Raw genomic sequence first — 25,934 nt, forward strand, 5'->3', positions numbered from 1 at the left:
TTCAATTTTATTTAGTTAGTTTTATAGGAGGATTTAAAAATATGAAAATTATCGATGCATACATAACCCTAGCTTTAGAATGTAGCGATTTAGAAAACTTAACATTTTTAGAAAATGGAGAAAGTCGATTAATTGAAAAAATACCCTCAATAGATGGTTCTTATCCATCTATTGCAGTAATAAATTTTAGCAGAAGACATACTGCGCATTTAACAAATAGTAAGTTAAATCAGCAAGTTTTATTTGTGGAAGGAACTTATCAGGTTTTAAAGAATAAAAATGGCACTCCCTTTTTAAATATTAAAGCTGTAAAAACTGTTTTGAAAAATAAAAAACAAGTTGTTGATATAACAAATATTAGACACAAAATATATAATGATTTTGATGAAAACGACCTAACTTCATTAAAAGAAAAATATTTACATAGTTGTGCTGAAGAGGAAATCAAAAATTTAAAAGAAGTTATAGAAAAAAGAGATTTACTTAAGCTACAATATCAATTAAAATTTCAAGAAACTCAAAAATTAAAGCATGAAAAGAAAATATTAATGTTAAAGCAAAATGTAGGTCAAACACCTTTAAGTAATGGAAGTTAAATAAAAGAGTTAATGATTAACTCTTTTATTTAATTTGAAAACCGTTTTAAATAGCAATCGCAAAGTAAATCACATCATCATAAGGAGACTATTATAAAATGAAATTTTTTAAGTTTATATTATTAGTATTTTTAATATTTACGGTATACTTAAACACAGCTTTGCTTAAGCATTGTTTTGAAAAAATTTTTAAATATTAAAATTAACATAGGTTGTGAACTTCTTGAACTTTTCATAACCTTTTATTATTTTTTGTTAAAATCTTGATATATACTCTTAAAAACAAGTCTACTCTCTGTTAATACTTGATTTCTACTCATTAAATATTTTGTCTGGAATTTTACTTTCATATCTACAATTATGTTATTATGTTTAATATTAATTGGATTTTAAATTAAAATTAGGAGGACATTTGATAATTGAGTAGCTTAAAGTATTTAAAAATAAGTAAACTTGTATCTAAATGTAAAAATGGAGACTCTCAAGCTTTTTCAGATTTATATTCTTTAACTTATCAAAAGGTTTATTTTCTATCTTTAAGTATTTTAAAAGATCAGCCTATGGCAGAAGATGCTGTACAAGAAGTATTTTTGATTGTTCTAAGGTCACTTGATAAGTTAGAAAGCCCTAAATTATTTGTAGCATGGATAAATAAAATTACATACAACTATTGCATTAAAGAACTTTACAAAGTAAAAAAACTTGGAGAAGTTCATTCTGATCATGTTTTGCCTACGCTAAGCGATAATTCAAATGATGTTGACCCTGTAGAATCATATATTCTAAAAGAAAGTAATACCGAATTGATGAATTTAATTAATAAGCTTTCATCTATACATTCAACAGTCCTGATTTTAAAATACTTCGATGAACTAAAAGTATCAGAGATTGCATATGTTTTAAGCATTTCTGAAGGTACTGTAAAAAGTAGACTAAATAATGCAAAGAAAAATTTATATAAATTATATTCTGAAGAAAGAACAGATAATAGAAAAATTTATGGATTTATGCTATTTACGTTCTTTAAAAAAGCATCTAATGAAAACTTACTAAATTTAAGTTCCTCAAAAAATATTTTGGGAAATGTATTATATAAGTCTCATTTTAATATAGGTAAAAGTTTTAAATTCAAAATTAACACTAAACAAGGTATGCCAAAATCTATGGTAGTTTCACTTACTTCTTCAATAATAGTATCTACATCTGTTCTAGGTCTTTATGAAATTACCAAACATGATTTTTCAAATGCAAGTAATTTATCTACTAAATCTAATTTATTAGATAATATAAACATATCTATAAGTGATACATCTAAAATTACAAATAAACCAATTTTAGTAGATATTCAGATAAAAGATAAATCTCTAGTAAATGATTTGTATATTAAACTTGATAATTCTGAAAAACTCTTAGGTAGCTATATAAATCAGTCTACTTATAGATTTAAAATCACTAAAAATGGGGATTATAAGGTCTTTGTAAACTTAAAACGACACTCCACCCTAGTTAAGGAATTTAAAATTAATTGTATAGATACAGAATCTCCAAATATTATAAATTACACCTATGATAATGATAAAATTATAATTAGCTTAAAGGATTCTAGTAGTGAAATAGATTTTAATAAGATTTATTTAAAAGATTCTAATGGAAAAATTTTAAATATACAGTCAATAGACAAAGACAAAGGTATTATTGTTGTAAAAATAATCAATTTACCTTTATACTTAACTATATATGATAGTGTTGGAAATAAAGCCGTGTATAATATAAAAAAGGCCTAACTTTTAAAACATATAAATTTAATATATAAGGATAATTAAAAAATGAAAAAGATACGATGGATAATAAACTTACTACTTTTGATTATACTGTTATTTAGTTCTTATAAAATAATCAATAAATTTATGCAGTATAATAAAGCTGATAAAGTATATGATAAAATTTACAAAATCAAAGAATCACAACAAAGTAATAATGATAATTCAGTAGACTTGTCTTATATCAATAAAGACTATAGAGGATGGTTAGATGTAGATGGTACAAATATTCACTACCCAATAGTCCAAGCAAATAATAATGATTTCTATTTAAATAAAGATATGGATAAAAATTATCTAGAATCAGGATCTATATTCCTAGATTACCAAAATGATAAATTTAATGATTTCAACACAGTGCTTTATGGACATAGTATGAGAAATGGAACTATGTTTGGCCAACTAAAAAAGTTTAAAGATGAGGATTTTTTTAGCAAATATAATGCTATATCTATATCTGAACCTGATGGTAATACTTTAAACTATACAATTTTTTCCGCTTATGTAACTGATTCTAGCAATATTTATAATAAAACTTCATTTGCTTCTAACGAAGATTTTAATGATTTTTTAAGTAAAATAAAAAAAGATTCCTTATTTAAATCTTCAGTAAATGTTGATTCAACCGATAAAATTTTAACCTTATCTACATGTAGTTATGAATTTGATAATGCTCGGATGGTTGTTCATGCAAAACTTGATAAATAGAAAAACATACTTAAATATTTAAGTATGTTTTTTATTTATTAATATTTAAAGTTTAATTAGGACATTTAAATTTTTAATTTATTTTTCGATAAACTTTTCTTGAATTAGACACATAAAAAAAGCTTTTGAATATATTGATATTGTAGTTAAATAATTTTTTATAAATCTAGATAATTATTTATACTATAAATTTATCATAAGTATAGGTGGAAAATATATGACATGTTCAAATTGTTGTGGTCATAACGATCATAGACCTTGTGTAGACTATATACCTTGTTTTGGACCTGCTGGACCAGCAGGACCAACTGCTACAAATCAATTTTTAACTTTAGGTGCAGGTGTAGGCGCTGCTGCACTACCTATAGCACAAACTCCAATAATTTTTAGTGCTATTCTTGCTCAGAATGGAACTGATATATCTGCAACAGTTCCTACAAACACAATAACATTAGCAGCTAATCATCGTTACTACGTATCATATAATATTAATACAACTTCTGCAGCTCCTGCTGCAGGTGGGGAAGATCTTGGTGGTATACTTGTACTAAATGGTACTCCTATCGCTTCAAGTGCTGCAAATACTACTGTTACAGTCGCTGGATATGCAAGTGTTGCTGGAGGAACTATAGTAACTGTAGGTCCTACAGGTCCTCTACCACTTCAACTTGCTACTACTGCTTCTGCTGTAAACATATTCACATTAGCAAATGCAAGCATTTCAGTAATAGAATTATTATAAAGTCTTTGATATTTAATTTATAAACTTTATGTATTAAGGGGTTATAACTTACTTTTTTAAAATTAAGTTATAATCCCCACCTATACTATATATCAAAAATTTTTTATTAACTATATTTTTAATTATAGTTAGATTTATAATATCCGTATTAGAAATAAAGGCAATATAAAAACTAAATACTTACTTACATGAGGTTATAATATGAACATACATTTACATATTTTTATCACAACAATAAACATTTTAGTCTCAATGTTTATATTTGCTTTATACTTATATTTTAAGAAAAGTAGTACCAATCTCATTTCTAACAATTGTCATAATTACAGATCTAATATATTTAGATCTATAATTTTAATTTTTTTAACAACTATTTTTATTTATAACTTTTATTTACCGAAACATGTAATTATGCTTATAATTATTGAATCAACTCTATTGTTAGTTATTGCGTATAGACTTAAAAATTTAATCTCTCTATAGGATAGAAACAAGTTAGCTAAAGTTGGGTATTTTTACTTTGGCTAACTTGTTTTTTAATTGTATATGATAATTCTTCTAATTTAAAACTCCAAAATCACAACTTATTAATCTTAACTTTAATTTCTAATGCACTTCTGTTTTTTATTATACTTACTATATTTTTTATTATTAAAATTAAATAATTAGATTTTTTACAAAAACTTGTTGACCTAGTTAAAATTTTATTATACAATCTTATTGAAATTAATTATCATTATAAAATGAAAAGGAGAATCAAAATGTTATTGATTTACTCACTGATACTCACAATGGTGATATCATTATTTTGTACGTCTAGTATTAAAAAGCATTCAAACCTATACTACATAATTGCTTTAACGATAGCTTTACTAACTAGTTACATAAACCTTTACGGAGAAACATACAATATAGATCTACAAGGGCTTCTACTAGCATCTTATAAATCATCAATGAAAGGTATTTTATCTGTAGCTTTCTTTATTATCGTAATGTTTACAGGGGCTCTTGATAGAAAATATGCGTTAACTAAAAAGCTATTAAGTATAAGAGCTCAGTTAGCTATACTAGGATCTATACTTATACTTCCACATGGCTTAATATATACATATTTTATATTTGGGGATTTTGTTAAATCGCTTACGCTCCCTGGATTATCTATGATTCATCTAACTATAGGTTTAATTGCATTTTTCGTTATGATCCCATTGTTTATTACTTCATTTAAATTTGTTAGAAGGAAAATTAAGTATGCTAAATGGAAAAAAATACAAAGATTGTCATATTTATTTTATCTATTAACTTATTTACATATAGCTCTTATTCTTTTAAATAAAGATAAAGTAGATATATTTAAAATTGTTATTTATTCTACAATTTTTATAGTTTATACAATGCTTAGAGTTATGAAATGCTTTAATGAAAAGAAAGTTAAATCAATGAAAGTATCAAGTATTTAATTAAAAGCTTTTTTACCCCTTTTTCATAAAAAAAGTATGTCTTTTTTAGATATCCTTTTTTTATACTTATTGCAGGCAAATTGATAAGATTCTTGTAGGCTATATAACTTATTTGAATTGGAGGACAAATATCCTCCAATATTTATCATGCAAATTAAATCTATTTTAGATTTTGTTATCTAATTAAATAATTATTTAATTAGATAATTATTTAATTAGATAATTATTTAATATATATTTAATAGTTATTTAATCATTATTTAATTTTTTCATACCTATTATTTTGTATTTGCTTTAAATACTTTCAATACATTCCCATAATTTTTACTTTGTCGGACAAGTGTCATACATCGTTAAATGAGTATCAATTTCGATACATTTGTTTCAATCCTGTAACATATATTGATTTTAAAAATCAGCGTGCTATACTATAAAAATTAAGAGGGTTAAAAATACAGGTGTTTGTGATATAATCACATTTGATTATTTTTTATGTTATTAAGAATACCTTCATAGGTAATAGGTTTTTACATATCATTCTTAAAACAGTTAAATAAAATATATATTAATAATATAGAAAATAAGTTTATATGGTATATGTCTTTATATAATTAGACTTATACCATTTTTTTTATTAAAATACTTCAAATAGCCTCTAACACCTAGTATATGAATTGACTTATAATATATCTGGGGGAATCAATTAGATACAAACCTGAATAAATATCTAATGGATTTAAAGTTATACAATTTTTAATACATAGAATATAATTTGGAGGAAGTTAAAATGGCAAATGGGAGTTTTAAGGGTCTATATACTTTTCAACAAGTATCAGATATTTATGGCTTAGATAACTCAACGTTACGAAAACAAGTATCAAATGGAAAGCTAATCGACAACGTTGAGGTAAAAAAATTCGGTAAAACTTGGTTAATAACAGAACAAGCTATGATAAAACATTTTGGTGTTGATGAATTTAATTTGCATATTGGTAAAATTACTTTAGATGATTTAGATGAAGTTAAACAGAAAAAAATTAAAAAGAAAATGGATAAAAAATCTGAATTAAATGAACTTAAAATAGGTATTTAAAAAGTATAAATATAATCTTTTTCATTATACAATTTTTTCATAATGAAAAAGATTATATTTATTTTTTTAATTAATTAAACTTTAAGGTATTATAAAAAGAAATACTTATATTTGAATAGATTTGAAATATAATGAATTTGTATTAGATTTGCATATATAATCATTTAAATTTTTTATTAAAAAGTCTAATTTAAAGTATAAATTTTTCTGTTTACTAGACGTATATCTAATATTAGTACACAATTATAAATTTTATATAATTTAAATAGAATCAATTAAAACCCTATATTTTTATTGATTGAGTTATATAAAATCTAATTATGTTTTGTTTTAATTTTTTATACTTAATACAAATACAATTATATTTTACCCTCATTGTATTAAATTATTAAGATTTGTCCTAATTAGCCTTCTACCCACTAACCTATATAAACAGTGGTGTATGAAGGTTAATTTACTTATATACTATTTTATTTTTTTGTAATATTCAATTATATAGTAAGACTTGTTCTAGTCAATTTCTCTATAATTAACGTCTATTATTTGATCATTTTCTAAAAAAACATCTTCATTATTCCTTTTATTTTTAACAAGATATACTACAATTCCTATTATTAATAACAATGTCATAGTAATTCCTCCATTTTTATTATGTCTTAAATTTCCAATTTATATTATTGGTTTGCTATTTCTAATTCATTTCTTACTAAACCGGCTCCTACTGCTAGTATAAATGGAACTATCATTAAACTCCCTATTATTGTTGTCATCTTATTATTCCTCCCTCATTTTTTATCCTATACTCTTATATTACCTACCTTTTTTCTAACTGCTTTAACATTCTATTGTTGGTTAGCTGCATCTAATTCATTACTTACTAGTCCTGCCCCTACTGCTAATATAAATGGTGCCATCACTACACTTCCTATTACTATCATATATAATTTCTCCTTCATTTTTTTATATTTATTCTATACGCTTAAATTCATTTTAAGTTTTATTGATTTGCTATTTCTAGTTCATTGCTTACTAGCCCTGCTCCTACTGCTAATATAAATGGAACTATCATTAAACTCCCTATTACTATTGCCATCTTACTTTTCCTCCTTTATTTTTAGCTTATATTCTTATATTACATCTATACTCTTAACTTATCTTTATCTTAATCTTAAACATTTCTTAAATATTTTAAACGTCTATTGTTGGTTAGCTACTGCTAATATGAATGGAACTATCATTAGAACTCCTATTATTGTCATGTATAATTTATTTGCTAAGTATATTATACATTTACATCCTTAAAATAGCCTTGCACCAACCTTAAAGATTTCTTACATTTTTGATATTTTAAATTTACTATTATAATAAGTCTAAAAACAATAAAAATAGATATATAAAAAGGAGCATCATTAATGATGTTCCTTTATATATATCTATTTTGTTAATTGCAGTTTAAAACATTTTCAATTGATTTTTTAAGTGATTCAATAAATTTATTTTGAAGTTGATTTGATAATTCTAATACAGATAGATAAGGATTTAAATCTTCTAATTCAACAAGTAAAAGGTTACCTTCTTTGTCTCTGCATGCATCAATCCTTTGAATACCATGATCTATATTATTCCATTCAACAAACTTCATCGCAAACTCTAAATCAGCTGTAGTTGCCTCATATTCTTTTAATTCCCATCTCTTACTTTTGTTTGGTGCATAAAGAGCATATTGGAACTCTTTATCTATATAGTAAAAAGACACTTCATATTCAAAGTTTATCGCTGGCTGAATTAATGTATTAAAATCATTCTTTGGAACTTTTTCATATAATTCTTCTTTTGTTACAAATTCCATTCCTATTGAATCTGCCCCATCTTTTGGCTTTATAACATACTTATCTACTTTAGGTAGTTTATTAATATTATTAATTGAATCTACAGTACTGATTACAGGATATCCTAAATTAGTTAATTCAATCAAATAGTCCTTGCCATTCATATCTCCATTTCCATCAAATGAGTTATATGTCTTTAAATTATTTCTTTTTATTTTTTCTCTAAAATCATTATACTCTTTAGGAAAATTTGTAACAGGACCTGCATTTCTGAATATAGTTAAGTCAAAATTATCATTAAACTTATTCATAGCTTTTGGATTGCAAATAACTAGGTTAAATTTATCTACTAATTTAGATGTTATAAAAAGATCTTCTTCATAGTAGTTTCTTCCGTTCGCTTTATAATATAAATCTGTTACGAATAATATTTTTTTCATAATAGCGCACTCCTTTTTAATACATTCTATCAGATTGAAAAATATTTACAATAAATTTTTAAAATTCAGAATTATTATTTCATAAATAATTAAATACTTCTTCTATTTTCATTTTTCACCCAAGTTATTATTTATTTTAACAAGTAAAGGTCAAAATAATTCCAATTTTTTTGACCTTTTTAATTTTATTAAAGTATATATTATAGTATTTTCAATATATATATCAATAAATTCAATTATATTTTTTATATTTCTATTAATTTTTAACTATTAATAAATAATCCACTTATAAAATAATATATATGTTGTATTTAAAAAATTAATAAATTAAGAGTTAAACTATTTTTTTAATGGGTAATATAAACATAAGCACCTTCTAATTTAACATAATAAAAAAGCACATAAAATATAGACTCTATATTTTATGTGCTTTTTTATTATGACCTTATAGGTATCATTATCTTCAAAATAAATTCAGTCTCAGAAAAATTCACAGCAACTTCTCCATCATACTTATCTACAGTTCTTTTTATACTTGCTAATCCTATACCATGTTCATATTTATTATATTTACTTGTTTGTATTCCCGTTTTGGTAAGGTTAATTTTATTTTGTTTAGTGTTTATAATTTTTATTATGCAAAACTGCTTAATATAGGTTACTTTTACCTCTATTTTCCTATCAATCCCACAATCTATTAATTTGCATGCCTCTATTGAGTTATCTAAAGCATTTCCAAATATAGAACATACATCTATATTACTTATAAATCCTAATTTTGAAAAATTTATATTCGATTCAAACTTAATATTATATTTATTACACTCATGTATCTTTTGGCTTAAAATTATATCTAAAGTCTCATTCCCTGTATGAGAGATACTATCGAACATTCTTATTTCGAAACTTAAGTTATCTATGTATTTAATAATATCTTCTTTACTATTATAATTTTTTAGACACATCATATGATTCTTTAAATCATGATATACATGCCTTAAACTACTATGGACCTCATATATATTTTCATAATTTTTATAATTCATTTGAGTCCTCTCATTTATAAGCTCCGTTTCAAGCTTAAGTCTATCAGCTCTTCTAATCCTAGCTATAACTACTAGTAATGAAATAGTTGATAGCATTAAAAGCATTGTAATTAATATTAAAAATACAATATTTAATTTGCTTAATATCCTATTTAAAAAATTATATCCAAAAACTAATAATAAGCTTAATATATTGTAACTTATTGAAAGACCTATAAGAGCCATATCTTTTGGCTTAAACTCTAATGCCAATTTAAAGTATCTTAATAATATAAACTCTATTAGAAGTAATGCTTTAGATAGTATAATTGCTTGAATTACATACTTTTTTTGATTTATTAGATAGTTTAGATTTGATATGTTGTTAAGTGCTGCTATAGCCCCCATTGATACGGTCTCTACAACCATCACACTTATCCAAAACAATATAGTTACGATAACACATTTCACTAAAACTTCATCATATACTAAGTTATAGTATATGATTCCAAATATTATATATAATAAAATTCTAAAATTTCTAAATATATTTGATACACTTATTACTACTAGAATACAAATTAAAATACCTATATACTGCAAAACTTTTATATTACTCATCTTTCTAATACTTACTACATCTAGTGTGCAAAAAAATATTATAAAATTCATAAATACTATTGAAATTTTAAATATATCTCTAATGTCTATACCTAATTTGTTTAGCATACTATATCTCCTAGAGTATTGGTTATAGCTAGTTTTAATCCTTTCGTTCTATACCTGCTTACGGGTATTTTCATATCATTTATAAATATGTATTCGCCATCCATAGATTCAATTTCTTTTAAATTAACTAAAAAACTGTTGTGACACCTATAAAAACTGTATTCTTCTAATATTCCTTCAATCTTCCTCATACTCATTCTTACACTATGAACTTTTTTCTTTGTATAAATTAATAAATTAGGCCTTTGAGTTTCAATATACAATATAGAATCTATTTTTATTCTATCTATATAGTTCTTTGTGTTAATTGTTAAATAGTCGCTATTTCGTCTTTTTAATTCCTTTACACAAGGTATTATATGTTTATTTAATTTATCGAAATCTATAGGTTTTAATAAGTATCTATAAGCTCTTACTTCATATCCTTCTTGCATAAATTCAGAATAAGAAGTCATAAATATAATTTCTACGTTACTATCAAATATTCTAATTCTTCTAGCTGTATTCATCCCATCGATGCTATCCATTTGTATATCTAAAATCAAGATATCTAAATTATTAGGGTAATTCTCTAGTAGTTCTTCTCCAGATGTAAATTCATGTATTTCGTAACTCTGTACATTTGATTGTAATATTTCTTCTAAATATTTTCTAATAATTGACCTATAATGCTGTTCATCATCGCATATGCCAAGTACAACCATTTAAAAATCCCCCTAACATATTTTTTGTCATTACATAATATCTTATATCGGTACCTTTTTCTAGTTTTTAAAGATAATTGTCTCATTTTAGTTATTTTTTAGTTATTCCAGTTAATTAACTTAACACAAAAAGAAGTATTCAATTTGAATACTTCTTTTGTTAAGTTAATTAAATTTATGTTTATAACCCTAAAACACAACTATTAAAAATCTAAATATACCCTTTTCTATTTAGATTTTAATTAACTTTTATATACTTTTATCGACACTATGAGTTTGAATTTGAATTGAGATACTTAGTTCATACTTTTATGTATGTACTTATTTACAAACTATATAAAAAGTATACGTCTTAAAAAAACTTTGTTCAATGCTTTGTTGCATACTAGACCTTAACTTATGCATTTTAGATATTTTTTAATTAAAAGCTAAATTTCAACTAAATACGCAATTTTTAAATAGTATAATAATATGGAGGACTAGTGTCCTCCATATTGTTGGGGGTGATAACTTGGAAAATAAGAAAGATTGGAGCTATGATAAAAAAATAGATTATATAATTAGTCTCCAGGAAAAAGGCCTATCAAGAAAAGAAATTGCTGAAAAAATGAGTTATACAAGAGTTGATACTTTAGATAGATTCATGAAAAAATATGGATATCAAAAATTTGAAGGTAAATTCATTTTAACCGTGGATAATATATCTCCTAAACATAATTCAAACTCACTTATTTCAAGCAATTATGACCCATTCACAGTAAATTCAAATCAACTATTTAATAACTATGAAATTCAAGAAAAACTATTAAATATCGTTAAAAATTACGATAAAATAATTAGTTTTGTAAATAACTTCGAATCTCAGGAGGACACTTGTCCTATAGATGTAATCGAGGTAAAAACTGGCCTTCAAATAAATTTCAATAAATCTGAAGTTATAAAAACTACAATCAGATTAGATAAAGATATATGGAATGATTTTTCTGATTTATGTAAAAATAAATATTCTCATTTAAATAAACATGACATTATAAGTAAAGCATTTTTAGAGTTTATAGATAAATATAATTAACTTTATTGATATCTAACTTTTAAATGCACCACTAACTCAAACCTAATATAATCAAATGGTGACTGCATACATATATTAGTTGATAAAATAAGGAGGACAAACGTCCTCCTTATTTTATTTATAAGTCTATATTTATATATTCCATTTATCATATCCCTTTATAATTATTTTAAAATGACGATAATTATATTTAGAATCACTATTTCTTTAATATAACAATGAGGTGCCCCCTATGAGAATCGAGTACAATGACAATAAGTCTACTTTAAAATTCAGCTTTTTAAAAACCAAAGATTTAAAAAAGCAAAGTAACTTTTATTTTATTTTTGGAGTAATAATTTATATAATTTATACCATTAATACTTTTAAATCTTATACTATAATAGATGAAAGTTTTGAGGTATTTTTCATTAGCTTATTTTTTAATTTTATATTAATGATATTAACTTTTATAATTTTTCATTTAGTCTATTTTACAAAATATAATAGTGAATTTATACCTACAAATACTACTTTAATCATTACAGTAATTACTTTTCTGCCATCTGTAGCATTATTGTTTTTATCTATTTAAAAATTCACATTTATAAAATAATCAGCATATATTTAAAAGTAATTAAATATACATTTAATAGTGTATTTAATAATTATCTCTAATTTTGAAAGAGACTTGTTATCACGAAATGAGTCTCTTTTTTCTATACTTAAATAAAATTATCAACATTAAAACAATAAATAAAAAAAATAAAAACGAGGTGTTAGTATGATGCTTTTACTAGACTTTATGGGCATAAGCTATTCAAATTGGCTCTGGATTGACTATGCTTTATTTGTATTTGCCATATTTATGATATTAAGTGTGATTTTCTATTTTGGTCATGGTTTCTGTATTATGTTCAAACAGAAAAAATCCACGAAAAAACAAAATAAAAAATCTAATTGATTTCAAACTGAATTTTATAATGGTATCAATATTTTGTCTTTAAAGAGCTATATTTTTAGCTCTTTATTTTTAATTTTTATAAATAGATTAAATTAGTATTTAAAAAGTATTTAATTAATGATAAAATATATATTAAACTACTATTAAATGTATATTTAATATAAAAAGGAGTAATAAAAGTGGCTAAAAATCAAACAATTTTAACACATATGAGCTTTAAGGGTGGTAGTTCCAAAACATGTTTAAATCTAAATTTTATACATCAATTTTGTACAAACTATCCCAATAAAAAAGTATTGTTTATAGATGCTGATCCTCAATCAAATGCATCAGTATTTTTATTAGGAGAAGAAGTAATTCAATCCAATATATATACTTTGAAAGATGGATTAGAGAGCAATATTGAAATAGATAAGTTAATTATGAAATCTCCTCTAAGTAAATTTCAAAACTTAGATATTATAGCAAGTAATATAGATATGGTTACTCTTGAATTAGTTCTTAATACAAAAGCCGGTAAGGAATATACTTTATTGAATTACTTAACTGACGATAAGAATATAGATGTTTTTTCAGAATATGATTTAGTATTATTTGATTTAAATCCTGCTATATCTGTTTTAAATACAAATGTATTTATATGTTGTACCGATATTGTGCCTATAATAAACTACGGGTGTTATAGCACACTAACAGGTTATGATTTATTATTAAAAACTTATGGAGATATAAAGAAAGCTCTTAGAATAGACAAAGATGATATAAGGAAACCAGTTATCACTAAATTTGAAAAACAAGAAAACAACAAAATAAAAATGTGGTTAGAGTGTGCTAAAGAAAAAGAAATTTTAGGAAATACATTTAAACAAACTATGAGAAAGTCTGTTCACTATGAAAACTCAATATTATATAACGAGTCAATTAGTGAGTATGTAAAAGTTAAAGAAAGAAAAATAAAAACTGATATAGGAAATGAAATTTCCGACTTAATAAATGAATACATAGAAGAAGGCTTAATAGTTATTTAATGAACATTTTTTAACTATTAAAAATACATTTAATCAATATTAAATATTTATTAAATATTAGGAGAGAAAGCTATGACTATTGAAAATCCAATGTTAAATAAAAAAAGCAGTTTATTAAACATAAAACAAAAAGTAGATGAAAAATCAACAGGCCAAGAATTTATTGAAAATAAAAATACTGATATTAATGTATTTGACTTAATAAATAAACCCAAATTAAAAGAAGAAAAAGTTATGATTGGAATTAAATTAAAAAAGGAAATCGCTGATAAGGTTAAATCTTTTTCTTATGAAAATAATATGACTGTTTCTCAAGTCTTAGAAGATATAGTCTGTAAGATGTTTGACTCAGTTGAGCTTAATGTAGACGCCTTAACTGAATATGAAGAGAAGTATAAGAAGAAATCAAAAAAAACTAAAAAATAGATTAATAAATTCATAAGAGGGAGGACAATTGTCCTCCCTTTTTATGCATTTACTAATCTAAATTAGATACTTTACTAATCTTGTAGAAAGTTTTTATTCCATTGTTTTTTATCTTGCTATTTCTTGGAGCTTGAAAAAACAATAGTATAAAAGATAATGCATCTACTGATGCTCCTGCAGCATTAACAATTGCCAAAATTAAAATAATCATAGGGTTTACCCCTAATAAGGTCATTATAATTGGCATTACAAATGACAATATTATAAATGGCATTATAGTTACTATCAAGTATCTATTTCTACTAATTATTTCTTCTGTATAAACAAAACCACCCCATAGTTTTACTGAAATAAATGTTGATTTAGAGTTTGCAAAGTTTGGAATACATACTAAATGAATAACTTCATGTAAAAATATATACACATATATGTATATTATATATATAATCTTAATTGTAAAAACAAATTTTCCATCATAAAAAATAGAGTTTATAATTGTCAATAAGTCTTTATTTATAAGCTTAATAAAAAATATACATAAATAAATATTTATAATTGATATAGGTAATGATATTAGAGTTGCTGTAACTAAGTTTAGAGGTTCTTTTAACATTTTCCAACCAGTACTAATCATATCCTTATTTAAATTAATATCTGTATCTGGTATTTTACTTATATACTTCATAAAAATTTCCTTTCATTTACATGTATGCGTATTCTATATAGACTTATTTTACATCACTTATCATTTTATTGAACTCTTTTTCTGTAAATGATCCAACATGCCTTTCACCATTTAAATAAAATGTAGGTATAAAATCTATTCCAAGATCATCTCTTTCAGACAGAATATGTTTTTGCATCTCAACTCTATCTTTTTTAATAGCACCTAGTTTAAAAAACTCTTCAACATCTTTCACGTTTTTCATTTTACTCCATGTTTTATAATTATCCATTATATAATCTACCGTTTCTATTTTATCTAGGTTATCAATTCTGTTGAATATAACATCATCATACTTAAACTTTTCAAAATCAACATGCTTTACTACATAATATATTTCACCATTTTTGATCTTATCTCTTAATGTATCTCCTATATTTTCATGTAACTCATAGCAGTCTATACATTGAAAACTCATGTATTCTACCAATTTTATTTTGGCATTAGGGTCTCCATATGCTAGTCCATACTTTGTATCTATAGTTTCTTTACCTTTAGAGTATATTGAATATGCTGATATACAGATTGCAATAAAAGCAATAAATAAAACTAATTTAACTACTCTTTTCTTATCCATTTGCCCTCTTTCCTTTTTCATAGAAATTTTTACAAAACTTCGTTCTTGAAACTATGAATACTAATCCAATAAGTACTATATATAAAACTATGTATATCAAAACTAAGTTTGAACTTATGTTTAATTTGAAACTACTTTGTGCTACATCTAGTACAACTCCACCATTAAATAAATTTACACTTTTATTACTTATCAATGAATATAGTAAGTAAAAAACTATACTAAATGGTATAAGTATAAAATATGCAGCAGATATAATGCCTAATGTTTTTTTCATTTTATAGCTCCCTTCATTAGTTTCTTCATTAGAATTTTCCTAAGTATTCCTTTCCCATCTTGTGTAAAAGGTAATAAATTTATTGCATTAACTGCAAATCCTATTCCTAGAGCAAATATCATTATACTTTGTATTTTTATTGAAATTGCTATTATTATGATTCCTAAAATACTTGGAATCAATGGTCCTAGTAAAATGGATAATAAACTAGATTCGGTATTTACCTTAACTATGCTTACCGTAAATCTTCTTGCTAATATGTATCCACGAAATTCTTGATTTTGAATTTTACTAACAGCTATATGAATCCATTCATGCATAACAAATCCACTTATAATTGAAAGTATAAAAACCATGTAGCAATCAATTGCATAATTTATCTTCTCATTAAACTCAGATGTTAAATTATGTTTAAATAAGTAAATAGTTATAAAAGTAATGATCCACATTACAAACAACTTTTTTGTTACTACATAAAGTAAAAGAATCAAAGATCCAAATTTAGATTCAGAAACAGAGTATCTTTTCTTGTACACATATTGAAATATACTTATATTTAAAAATAAAACTGCGATTTTATTCCCTATTACCTTAATTTCAACTAAGTTTTTATCTTGTAAATTACTTAATATATTTATTACATCTCTTTCTAATACAGTCTTTTTTACATTATACTTTTTGAGTAACTCTATAACTATGTCATCTATAGAATTTTTGCCATTAACCAACTTTAAAATTTCATAAGCAACCCCATTTAGTGTAATGCTTTTATTTAAATCCTTATCAAAAATTAAATTTTCATTTAAATCTACGCTCTTAGGAATAATAAAAACTGTTTTTATTTTTAATAATGCTTTTATCTTTTCAATTAAAAATGTAAATAGATTCATCTAATCTCTCCTTTATAAATTAAAATGTATTATTTAAATATAAATTTAATCTAACTTAGAATTTAACTTATAAAGCTTTGGTATCATCAACGTTATAGCTACTACAGATATTAAAATAAGTTGATATATATATGCACCACTAAATGTTAGTGATATTATAGAAATCAAAATACATATTGCCGCAAAAGATAAAAATACAATTATATTTGAAAATGGCTCTTTTTCTCTAACTGGAATTACAATACCATATGTGTAAATCACTATAACCCCCATTGCAGTATACATTAATCCACTTTTAAATAATTCTATATTTATACCTAAATATGTAAATACGATAAAAAATAGTATCGTATATAGCAATATCCCAATAATAAGATTCCCTATTAGTTTCCCATAAGAAATTAACTTACTAGAAATAGGAACTATATTAGAGTAAATAGTGAAATTTCTATCTTCACCAAATGAACTTAGTGCGAATATTGAACAAAAACTTGATAAAATTAAATTAGCAATTGTTTTGTCTATAGTGTTTGGATCCAAAAAACCTACAGATATAATTATGCATATTAATACAAAGAAATTTGAAATATTAGTCTCACTTCGTACAATATGTTTAATTTCTTTTATTACAATCCATAACATTTTACCTTTGTATTTTGGTATATATTTAAAAAGCATTAAATTTCTATTATCAAGTTCAATCCCAGCAAATACAATCATTATTAATATTCCTAAAATCAAAATTATTCCACTTAGAATCAAACAGACTTTTGCATCTTTATAGTTAAAGTATCCATATCCCAAGCACATATCTATAACGGGTAATAAAATGTTTACTATCGATACCTTATATGAATTACTTTTAACTAAAAGACTATCTAGGTTAATTTTGCTAACTAAATAAATAAACGTATTTATGCCTAAAATAATTGAGGCTAATTCTCTGATAAATTTTTTATGTGATATAAAGTACAGTAATCTAATTATTAATAGATAAATAATATTTAATAAGAAATATATCAATAATGATTGCAAAATTACAGATATTAAATATATAATAATAATTTTTATATTAACTTTGGATCCTATAAATGATGGTAGGTGAAAAAATGTTACATAGCATAGATTGGTAATAATTATAAAAAATAATTCTTGAATTGTTTGTGCACATATCTTTTCTCTCTTTGTAAGAGGTAACCATTTTATTATTTTGCTATAATTACTGCTATCATTGTCTGAGTTAATTAGTATTATGTATATAACAAAAGTAATTAAAGTTACATTTAACATACTTGAGGAAATAAATGAAAAAAACATACTTTTATTTCCGCTAATAATAGCATTAATCATAGGCGAAAATATCTTATACGATATTATAGCTCCTAAAAAAATAAAAAATGGGACTACAATAGATATAAAAACAAAGTATTTTTTGATTTTATTATATAAACTATTTTTAACTCCCTTAAGCATTGTTGTTAAAATTAGAAATGATTTCTCCAATCTCATTTTTTCTGTCCTCCCCTATAGCAACTTTCATAAAAACTTCTTCTAAGTCTTCACATTCAAATTCTTCTTTTAAACGATGACTTGTGCCCTTTGCTACAGTATTACCTTTATAAAGCATTATTACCTCATCCGATAATTCCTCAATCAAATTTAAATCATGTGAGCATAATAATATACTTCCTGAGCTTATAAAGCTCTTAAAAAGCTGTTTTGTTATTATAATTGACTCTATATCTAACCCCCTGAAAGGTTCATCAATAATTATTACCTCGCTTTCTAATGAGAAAGCAACTATTATCTGAATTTTTTTCTTCATTCCATGTGAATATTCTTTTATCAAAATATCTAAAAAGTCTTGCATATTATACAGTTGAATTAATTTTTTTAATTTATCACTTTTCTTTATAGAGTATACTGATAAAATAAAATCTATATATTCTCTCCCAGTCAAAGATTCCGGTAGTATCAAGTCATCTGGGATATATCCAACTTTCTGTTTAAATTCTAGACTATCATTTTTATAATTTTCATATAATATCTTACCTGTATCTCTTTTGATAGTCCCTAAGATTAAATTAATTGTTGTAGTCTTTCCAGATCCATTAGGGCCTACAAGCCCTAAAACTTTATTTTTATTTAAAGAAAAACTGAGATTTTTTATAGCAACAATTTTATTGTTATAAGTTTTTGTCAAGTTATCTACATAAAGCATAGTTTACACATTCCTCCCAGTACTTAAATCAATTTATAGACTTAGGTGTCCTAAATTTAAATCTTTATCTTTTGTTATAGTTTTAAATTTTTTAGTATAATTTTAATAAATTAAAGTCCTATCTATTTACACTCTATGTTAACGTTAAGTCCATTTTCCCACTTAACTCCACCAGTAAAACTTCCTTTACCTTGAACTAAACACCAAATTGCAGCTCCTAAAACAACAGTAGCTCCTAATGCTAAAAGTACTGCTACGAAAACTAAAAACCATGCTTGTTCCTCAGTTATTTCAAAATTATCACACTCTATTACAGGTGCATTGTATTGTATTAATTCCATTTCCCAATCTCCTCCTATAATTTAAATAGAACACCTAAGTCAAAAGACATTGTTAGATATTTGACAACCTTGCCTTTGTATACATTGTTGCATATCAAAAAATCGTTTGCAATATTTAACCCGAATAATGTCAAAATGTTTATATGATTTACTCAATTGAAATAAGTAAGTATATATAATAAATATACTTCATCTGCTATTCTCAGATATTGAAATCACTCTATATTTTCTTTCATTATATAAGGACAATTTTAAGATAAAAATCTTTATTTTCTATATTAAAAATTAAATAAGTCTGTTTTTGTTGAAATTTGTTTTATTTTGCATTTTTTTATCATTTTTTTCTCTATTAGCTAACTTTTTTCTATTTTATAAAGTTTAAGGTTCGGATGAAACTTTATAAGATTTATTCTAAACATTAAAATAAATCTTATTGCAAATACTCAATCCTAATCTAAAATGTTTAAACTTTATAAAACTATAGATGTCTAGAATAAAAAATTTACATTAATATAAATACTCTTTTTAATCCAATTTTGCTTAATTATCAATTTTTAAGTTTTTAAAATCTAATAATCAAATTAATGCTGAAATCAATAAATTAAAAGATAAGGAATAATATAAAGTTTTATATTGTAACTAATTTTAATTAGTTTTTCTGTATTTATTATAGTAAAATTTTACTTAAATCAATATTAGGAGGATTTAAGTCATGGAGAAAAAACAATATATTTGTCCTAAATGTTCAAATACATCTTATGAGAGTGATCAATTTCAAGCTACAGGTGGAAATTTTGCAAAAATATTTGATATCCAAAATAAAAAATTTATAACTATAAGTTGTACTAAATGTGGATATACGGAACTTTACAAAATCAATACATCAGATGGGTGGAATATTTTAGATTTTCTTATAGGTTAATATATCAAATTCAAATAAAAAAGGGATATTATATACTAATATCTCTTTTTTATTTGAATTTGATATTAAATTGTTCATTCTATTCTTACTAAAAATTACAGTTTTTTCGATCTTTATCTTCCGTTTTTAACCAAATTTTCTAATTTATAATACATTTATCCATTTTAGTGTATAAAAACTTTCTAATAAGCTCTGAGAGGTTTAAATCTATATTTAAACTCTATTCTTTATTAATATATATTTTCTTAAAAAAGATTTCTTCGGAAAATATATATTAACGTTATATAACACTAATTCCTAATATAGATCTATATATTTTTCAAAGTTTAAAAATATACATTACATAATAAGTACAATTAAATTAAGCAATAGGGTAGTAAAAATAAATATGTCATATTGATAATAAATTTTGATTTAAATAGATTAGATTAGAACAGAAAAGTACCTTTACTAGTCTTTACTATTATTTAAATAGTATTTAATAGTATTTATAGTATTTAGGGAGCGGTGAAAACCTTGAAATTACTTATACTGAAGCAATTAAAAGTGTCAAGTTGATAGTTAAAAGTGTCAAGTTGATAGTTAAAAGTGTCAAGTTGATAGTTTTTATATGTCAAGTTGATAGTTAAAAGTGTCAAGTTGATAGTTAAAAGTGTCAAGTTGATAGCATTAAAAGTGTCACTTTGATAATGAATTAGTATAGCAAAAAAGTTAACACTGTTAAATTAAAGTGTCAAAATTGCAAAAGTGACACTTTAAAATTATACATATGATATACTAATTTTATTAGTTAATAGAATTGGGGGATATTATGAGTAATTTAACTGATATAGAAAATCCAAAAATACTTATGAAAAACAATGTACTAATCCAATCTAAATATAGTTTAACATTGAATGAAAATAGAATATTTTTGTTAATACTTTATAAACTTCAAAAAAACTATAATGGATCAATGCATTGTGATATTCATTATGATGAATTTAAAGAAATAATAAAAAGAACTAATGATAGAACTGTAAAAAAAATAAGCAGTTATTTAGAAGGTCTTATGAACAAAAGTATATTTTTCATTGAAAAAAAGAGAAATGATAAATTAATTTGGGGACAATACAACTTTATATCAGGATACCAGTTTGATGAAGAAACTCAGATTTTTAGAATCGAAAGCCCAAAAAAAATTTATACTTTATTAGATCAATACTTAAAGACAGGATATACTCCTGCAAATTTAGCTATACTATTTAGCTTAAAAAATTATAATGCTCAAAGGTTATATGATTTAATAAGAGTTTGGTCAGGAACTAAACAAACTATAAATTATAAAATTGAGGATATAAAGATGTATTTAATGTTAGAAGATAGTTATCCTCAATATTCAAATTTTAAAAGACGTGTAATTTTACCAGCGATAAAAGAGCTAAATGAAAGTGGTTTTTTTGAAATAGATATAAAAGAAAATAAATCAGGAAGAAAGGTTGAATCAATAGATTTTATAGTAAAAGACTTAGATAAGCGAAAGTATTTCTCTAAAGATGATGTAATTGATCAAATTGGGGAGTCTAAAATTTATGAACAATCAAGTTTATCTGAACAATTTGAAGAAAATCAAATAAATTTAAAGTTAGATAAATCTATTTTAAATAGAGAGTTTTTTGTTCCAGATGAAACAGTTTTTACAAAAGGAACTTTAAGAAGTTTTAAAATGGACTTTGAAAATATAGACTTTAAAAATGATTATATGAAAAAAGCATTTGATGATGCAGTTATGATAACTCTTGATAAAGACGATGTTGAAACTATAAAAGCCGTTTCATATAAATTCTTTAAGGGAACTTTAGATAATAAAATTTTGGAGTACAAGAAAGAGTATGAAGAAGATATAAAGCATAAAGAAGAAATGGATCTATTTTGGTAGTCCTAAAATATGTCAACTTGATAATTATATTAAAAGTTTAAATAATAAAATTTATATAGATATTAAACATTTTAATTGTGGTAGAAATAGTAGACAAATAAATCAAAGTGTGTCACATTGATAATTTTAAAATAAGTATTATCTATCAAAACTTCAAGTAAAATACTAAGTAGTTGAAAACACTAATGTCCAATAACTTAAAATTATAATGTTTTCAAAAAAAATTTATATAAAAGCAACACATTGATAATTAAATTCAAAAAGATACTGTTTTTAAATTTAAAAACAGTATCTTTTGATTAACTATAGCTATTTACTAACTTCAATATCTTCAACATATTCTAAAATATCTCCTGGTTGACAGTCTAATATTTTACAAATACTATTTAAAGTTGTAAACCTAACAGCTTTAGCTTTATTATTTTTTAATATGGAAAGATTAGCCATAGTGATTCCAAGCTTTTCAGAAAGTTCAGTTGAACTCATTTTTCTCTTTGCCATCATTACATCTAAGTTAACTATAATCGCCATAATATCTCCTTATATAGTCTTATCATTTTCTTCCTTTATTTCAATTGCCATAGTATATAACCTACCTAATACCAAACTTAAGAATCCTATAGCTAAAGAAATAAATGAAACTAAAATAGCTGGTATTATGTTAAGGGCATAAAGGTAAACCTTAAATAAGTAACATAAAAATAATTGTACCACATTAAATATCAAAATTTCACTAAAAGCACACATTGCTATTGATTTTAGATGATAAGGAATCTGCCTTGAAAAAGGGTTTTTTTTAGCAATTAAACTACATAATTTTTTTAATGATATTAATGCTATTAAATAAGGAATTGCACATATATATACTCCTAAAGATAAAACAATAGGTATGTTTGATCCAACTATACCCAGGCTGCTTTTAAAAAAAGCTGTAAGCCCTAGTGGTAAGAATAGAAGTAAGCATATTGTTAGTCCTATCCCTACCAAAACAATGTTATTTAGTATTTTTGAACTAATATTTTTTCCCATAATTATGACCTCGATTTTTTTTATTTGATTTTTTTTATTTTAATTATTTCGTAATTAATTTTATACAAGACAAAATTAAAAAGTCCTATAAATAAAGAAATAAATGAAATTAAAACAGTTGGAATTAGGTTAATTGAATATAAATAAATATCAAATAAATTACATAAAAATAATTGTACCGTATTAAATACAAAAAATTCACTAAAAGCACATAATGATATTATTTTTAATAAACAAGTAGTTTCCTTTGAAAATGGATTTTTATTATCTATTATTAAACTACATAATTTTTTCAGTGTAATTAATGCTATTAAGTAAGGAATTATACATATATAAACTCCAGTTGAAACAAATAAAGATATATTTCCACCTACTAATCCCAAAGTATTTTTAAAAAAATAGTTGAACAATAAAGGTATAAGTAAAAATAATATTAGAGTTATAAATATACCTATTGAGACAATATTGTTTAAAATTTTTGAACAAAAATTTTTATCCATTAATTCATATCCTATTTTAGATTTTATCTATTGGCTAATATGCTTTTTCTTAAATAGAAATAGCATAAATCTAAAGCTTAAAGCTAAAATTCCTATGAAAGAAAATAACCAGAATGTAGGGATTAAGAAAAATGGTTCTATAAGAGTTCCATCTGCAGCAACTTCAGATCCTATAATATTGAAAATTACTAAGCATCCTATTGCTATTAAAAATGGTATTGAATATAATATATTTTTTTTCATTGTAGACTCTCCTTTTAATTTGCTTTAATTAAATTATAACAGGTAATTATAATAAATCAATATAAAATTATTGTTTTTCGATAAAAAAATATCCTTTGGGAATATTTAGCAGTTGATTTAATGATGAAATTTAATAAAATATTATATATATTTTAATTAGATGTTTATATGAATTAAGATTAAATATCTTACAATCATAAATAAAAAAGGATTTAAAAGATTAGATATTAAAAATCTTTTAAATCCTTGGTAAAATGTATAAAAATACTATTGATTAATTAGTACATTCAACTTATATGGTGTAAACAATTAATCATAATAACCATTAATTACTTTAGATATAGTACATATACTCCAATTAGAAAGAGTGCTTATTTCTCTGTAAGTATACTTTTTCATATTAAATAAATTTTTTATATTGTCTATATCATTTTGTGATATTTTTTTACTTCGTGGCTTTAAATTTGGATTGAAATCTTTAAGCTGGTTTTTTAATTTGGCTATTTCATTTACGGATTCTTTATAATATTTTCGCCACTCATTGATAAGATTTTCTTGCTTTTCCATTTCAGATTTTAATTTAACAACTTCTTCCTCTAACTTTGAAATTTTAATTTCAAGTCTAGTTTTTTCAAATTGAAGTTTTTCAACTTGCTTTTTATTAGATAAACTAATCATAAAAAACCTCCGTTATTAAGCTACTTAACATTAACTGTAGTATATTATAAAAAAAAAACAACTATTTTTTTATAAAAACTAAATCTATTTTTGTTAACAAGCTAAATAACAAATAAGAATATTAAATTCCTAGTTGAAATAAATATTTACAAATTTGAAGAATTTTAAATATTTATGTGTAAACTAAAAAGCTGAATTGAATACATTATTAGTATAAATTTTTAGATATTAATTAAATTAACAAAAAAAGATTGAACAGAAGGGGTAGATTGACACATGGAGGCGAAATACAAAGAAGAGTGCTTTAATATTATTAAGGAAATCTTGTGTACTGAATCTAATATAAGTAAATCCTTTGATGTATTGCTAAATAAAATTATACTAAATGAATTTGATTCTATAGATGACTATAACTATAAATTAAATTTAATAAAAGATATTTTAAGATATCATAACGAAAGAACTTATTTATTACAAAAAATATTGCATGATTATTCAAATTTAATTACATTTTCAAATGAGTTTAAAGATTTAAAAATTAATGATAATACATCTAAAGATAATTACATTAAGAAAAATAATATAAATAAGGATTTAGAAGAATTAAAAATTGATGATGATTATGAAATAATAGATAGGTGTAAAGTAGATTAATACTTATAATTTTGCTTATATACAATTTAATCTTTAAATAAAAAAAGATTAAATATATATTTAATCTTTTTTCTGGTTTCTTGTTTTTTGTTGAAATAATTTGTTATTTTTAAATGAGATTTTTATAAATGCAAATATACATAAAATAGAAAGTAAAAAAAGTAGTATATATGAAATTAAATTTTTTATACCAAATAATAAAATTAAATTGATAATTAAAAAAGTTCCATAAAAAACATACTTATTTGCATCTTTATCCTCGGTATGATTTAAACTTAGTGCCACTATAGACAATAATATTAAAATCAAATTTGTTAGCATAATTATCACCTACAAATTTATTTT

The 25,934-nt window shown here is 23.4% G+C and carries 27 protein-coding genes; 12 read left to right on the forward strand and 15 right to left on the reverse strand.

Annotated elements, in window-relative coordinates; genetic code table 11:
* The 6 genes from ACRDDE_RS08190 to ACRDDE_RS08215 all read left to right on the forward strand — a co-directional run.
* Positions 1-596, forward strand: a 596-nt coding sequence (locus tag ACRDDE_RS08190) for a hypothetical protein (RefSeq protein ID WP_438626791.1), incomplete at its 5' end; no start/stop codon positions are given.
* Positions 597-1,015: 419 nt separating this feature from the next.
* Positions 1,016-2,380 (forward strand): RNA polymerase sigma factor, encoded by a 1,365-nt coding sequence (locus ACRDDE_RS08195; RefSeq protein WP_438626792.1) that lies wholly within the window; start codon positions 1,016-1,018, stop codon positions 2,378-2,380.
* Positions 2,381-2,422: 42 nt separating this feature from the next.
* Positions 2,423-3,124 (forward strand): class B sortase, encoded by a 702-nt coding sequence (srtB, locus tag ACRDDE_RS08200; RefSeq protein WP_438626793.1) that lies wholly within the window; start codon positions 2,423-2,425, stop codon positions 3,122-3,124.
* A gap of 217 nt (positions 3,125-3,341) precedes the next feature.
* A complete protein-coding gene (locus ACRDDE_RS08205) occupies positions 3,342-3,866 on the forward strand; it encodes a hypothetical protein (protein WP_438626794.1) in 525 nt (174 codons plus the stop codon).
* 761 nt (positions 3,867-4,627) lie between these two features.
* On the forward strand, positions 4,628-5,326 hold the full coding sequence (locus tag ACRDDE_RS08210) for a ferric reductase-like transmembrane domain-containing protein (protein ID WP_438626795.1): 699 nt from the start codon (positions 4,628-4,630) through the stop codon (positions 5,324-5,326).
* A 787-nt stretch (positions 5,327-6,113) separates the two neighbouring features.
* Positions 6,114-6,419: a helix-turn-helix domain-containing protein gene (locus tag ACRDDE_RS08215; protein WP_438626796.1), complete on the forward strand. Its 306-nt coding sequence runs from the start codon at positions 6,114-6,116 to the stop codon at positions 6,417-6,419.
* Between the two features lie 1,441 nt (positions 6,420-7,860).
* Here the strand turns inward: ACRDDE_RS08215 and ACRDDE_RS08220 are convergent.
* The 3 genes from ACRDDE_RS08220 to ACRDDE_RS08230 all read right to left on the reverse strand — a co-directional run bounded on the left by ACRDDE_RS08220 (position 7,861) and on the right by ACRDDE_RS08230 (position 11,146).
* Positions 7,861-8,688 carry a hypothetical protein gene (locus ACRDDE_RS08220; protein ID WP_438626797.1) on the reverse strand — a complete coding sequence of 276 codons (828 nt, stop codon included), beginning with the start codon at positions 8,686-8,688 and terminating at the stop codon, positions 7,861-7,863.
* 437 nt (positions 8,689-9,125) lie between these two features.
* On the reverse strand, positions 9,126-10,442 hold the full coding sequence (locus ACRDDE_RS08225; RefSeq protein WP_438626798.1) for a GHKL domain-containing protein: 1,317 nt from the start codon (positions 10,440-10,442) through the stop codon (positions 9,126-9,128).
* On the reverse strand, positions 10,436-11,146 hold the full coding sequence (locus tag ACRDDE_RS08230; RefSeq protein WP_438626799.1) for a LytR/AlgR family response regulator transcription factor: 711 nt from the start codon (positions 11,144-11,146) through the stop codon (positions 10,436-10,438). Before ACRDDE_RS08230 ends, ACRDDE_RS08225 begins: the two co-directional genes overlap by 7 nt.
* A 511-nt stretch (positions 11,147-11,657) precedes the next feature.
* On the opposite strand from ACRDDE_RS08230, the gene ACRDDE_RS08235 reads away from it, so the two are divergent.
* The 3 genes from ACRDDE_RS08235 to ACRDDE_RS08245 all read left to right on the forward strand — a co-directional run bounded on the left by ACRDDE_RS08235 (position 11,658) and on the right by ACRDDE_RS08245 (position 14,615).
* The gene (locus ACRDDE_RS08235; protein WP_438626800.1) at positions 11,658-12,218 is read left to right on the forward strand and encodes a hypothetical protein; all 561 of its coding nucleotides are present in this window, start codon (positions 11,658-11,660) and stop codon (positions 12,216-12,218) included.
* Between the two features lie 1,122 nt (positions 12,219-13,340).
* Entirely contained in the window at positions 13,341-14,189 is an 849-nt protein-coding gene (locus ACRDDE_RS08240; protein WP_438626801.1) for a ParA family protein, read from the forward strand.
* 72 nt (positions 14,190-14,261) lie between these two features.
* Positions 14,262-14,615 carry a hypothetical protein gene (locus ACRDDE_RS08245; protein ID WP_438626802.1) on the forward strand — a complete coding sequence of 118 codons (354 nt, stop codon included), beginning with the start codon at positions 14,262-14,264 and terminating at the stop codon, positions 14,613-14,615.
* Positions 14,616-14,667: 52 nt separating this feature from the next.
* Here ACRDDE_RS08245 and ACRDDE_RS08250 read toward each other — a convergent pair whose 3' ends face one another.
* From ACRDDE_RS08250 to ACRDDE_RS08280, 7 genes are all read right to left on the reverse strand, one after another.
* Positions 14,668-15,300 carry a DUF3267 domain-containing protein gene (locus ACRDDE_RS08250; RefSeq protein ID WP_438626803.1) on the reverse strand — a complete coding sequence of 211 codons (633 nt, stop codon included), beginning with the start codon at positions 15,298-15,300 and terminating at the stop codon, positions 14,668-14,670.
* A 43-nt stretch (positions 15,301-15,343) separates the two neighbouring features.
* Positions 15,344-15,916 (reverse strand): thioredoxin domain-containing protein, encoded by a 573-nt coding sequence (locus ACRDDE_RS08255; RefSeq protein ID WP_438626804.1) that lies wholly within the window; start codon positions 15,914-15,916, stop codon positions 15,344-15,346.
* A complete protein-coding gene (locus ACRDDE_RS08260; RefSeq protein WP_148552038.1) occupies positions 15,909-16,193 on the reverse strand; it encodes a hypothetical protein in 285 nt (94 codons plus the stop codon). The genes ACRDDE_RS08255 and ACRDDE_RS08260 overlap by 8 nt, the downstream gene beginning before the upstream one ends.
* A complete protein-coding gene (locus ACRDDE_RS08265; RefSeq protein WP_438626805.1) occupies positions 16,190-17,083 on the reverse strand; it encodes a PqqD family protein in 894 nt (297 codons plus the stop codon). The genes ACRDDE_RS08260 and ACRDDE_RS08265 overlap by 4 nt, the downstream gene beginning before the upstream one ends.
* 45 nt (positions 17,084-17,128) lie before the next feature.
* Positions 17,129-18,592 carry a hypothetical protein gene (locus ACRDDE_RS08270; protein ID WP_438626806.1) on the reverse strand — a complete coding sequence of 488 codons (1,464 nt, stop codon included), beginning with the start codon at positions 18,590-18,592 and terminating at the stop codon, positions 17,129-17,131.
* Positions 18,549-19,304, reverse strand: a complete 756-nt coding sequence (locus ACRDDE_RS08275) for an ABC transporter ATP-binding protein (protein ID WP_021434375.1) — start codon at positions 19,302-19,304, stop codon at positions 18,549-18,551. Before ACRDDE_RS08275 ends, ACRDDE_RS08270 begins: the two co-directional genes overlap by 44 nt.
* 122 nt (positions 19,305-19,426) lie before the next feature.
* Positions 19,427-19,645, reverse strand: a complete 219-nt coding sequence (locus ACRDDE_RS08280; RefSeq protein ID WP_021434379.1) for a hypothetical protein — start codon at positions 19,643-19,645, stop codon at positions 19,427-19,429.
* Positions 19,646-20,357: 712 nt separating this feature from the next.
* On the opposite strand from ACRDDE_RS08280, the gene ACRDDE_RS08285 reads away from it, so the two are divergent.
* Together ACRDDE_RS08285 and ACRDDE_RS08290 are read left to right on the forward strand one after the other, a co-directional pair.
* On the forward strand, positions 20,358-20,567 hold the full coding sequence (locus ACRDDE_RS08285; protein ID WP_438626807.1) for a zinc ribbon domain-containing protein: 210 nt from the start codon (positions 20,358-20,360) through the stop codon (positions 20,565-20,567).
* Between the two features lie 811 nt (positions 20,568-21,378).
* Positions 21,379-22,485, forward strand: a complete 1,107-nt coding sequence (locus ACRDDE_RS08290; RefSeq protein ID WP_438626808.1) for a replication initiation protein — start codon at positions 21,379-21,381, stop codon at positions 22,483-22,485.
* A 309-nt stretch (positions 22,486-22,794) separates the two neighbouring features.
* On the opposite strand, the gene ACRDDE_RS08295 is transcribed toward ACRDDE_RS08290, so the two are convergent.
* The 5 genes from ACRDDE_RS08295 to ACRDDE_RS08315 form a co-directional block, all read right to left on the reverse strand.
* Entirely contained in the window at positions 22,795-23,016 is a 222-nt protein-coding gene (locus tag ACRDDE_RS08295) for a helix-turn-helix domain-containing protein (protein WP_438626809.1), read from the reverse strand.
* 9 nt (positions 23,017-23,025) lie between these two features.
* Positions 23,026-23,514 (reverse strand): DUF2975 domain-containing protein, encoded by a 489-nt coding sequence (locus ACRDDE_RS08300; RefSeq protein ID WP_438626810.1) that lies wholly within the window; start codon positions 23,512-23,514, stop codon positions 23,026-23,028.
* Between the two features lie 20 nt (positions 23,515-23,534).
* Entirely contained in the window at positions 23,535-24,014 is a 480-nt protein-coding gene (locus ACRDDE_RS08305; RefSeq protein WP_438626811.1) for a DUF2975 domain-containing protein, read from the reverse strand.
* Positions 24,015-24,041: 27 nt separating this feature from the next.
* A complete protein-coding gene (locus ACRDDE_RS08310; protein ID WP_438626812.1) occupies positions 24,042-24,257 on the reverse strand; it encodes a DUF3955 domain-containing protein in 216 nt (71 codons plus the stop codon).
* A 309-nt stretch (positions 24,258-24,566) separates the two neighbouring features.
* A complete protein-coding gene (locus tag ACRDDE_RS08315; RefSeq protein ID WP_438626813.1) occupies positions 24,567-24,935 on the reverse strand; it encodes a hypothetical protein in 369 nt (122 codons plus the stop codon).
* Positions 24,936-25,211: 276 nt separating this feature from the next.
* Here ACRDDE_RS08315 and ACRDDE_RS08320 point away from each other — a divergent pair, with 276 nt between their 5' ends.
* The gene (locus ACRDDE_RS08320; protein WP_438626814.1) at positions 25,212-25,589 is read left to right on the forward strand and encodes a hypothetical protein; all 378 of its coding nucleotides are present in this window, start codon (positions 25,212-25,214) and stop codon (positions 25,587-25,589) included.
* The last annotated feature ends 345 nt before the right edge of the window (positions 25,590-25,934 follow it).

It is taken from the genome of Paraclostridium sp. (assembly GCF_051656405.1).
In the GTDB taxonomy this organism is placed as follows: Bacteria; Bacillota; Clostridia; order Peptostreptococcales; family Peptostreptococcaceae; genus Paraclostridium.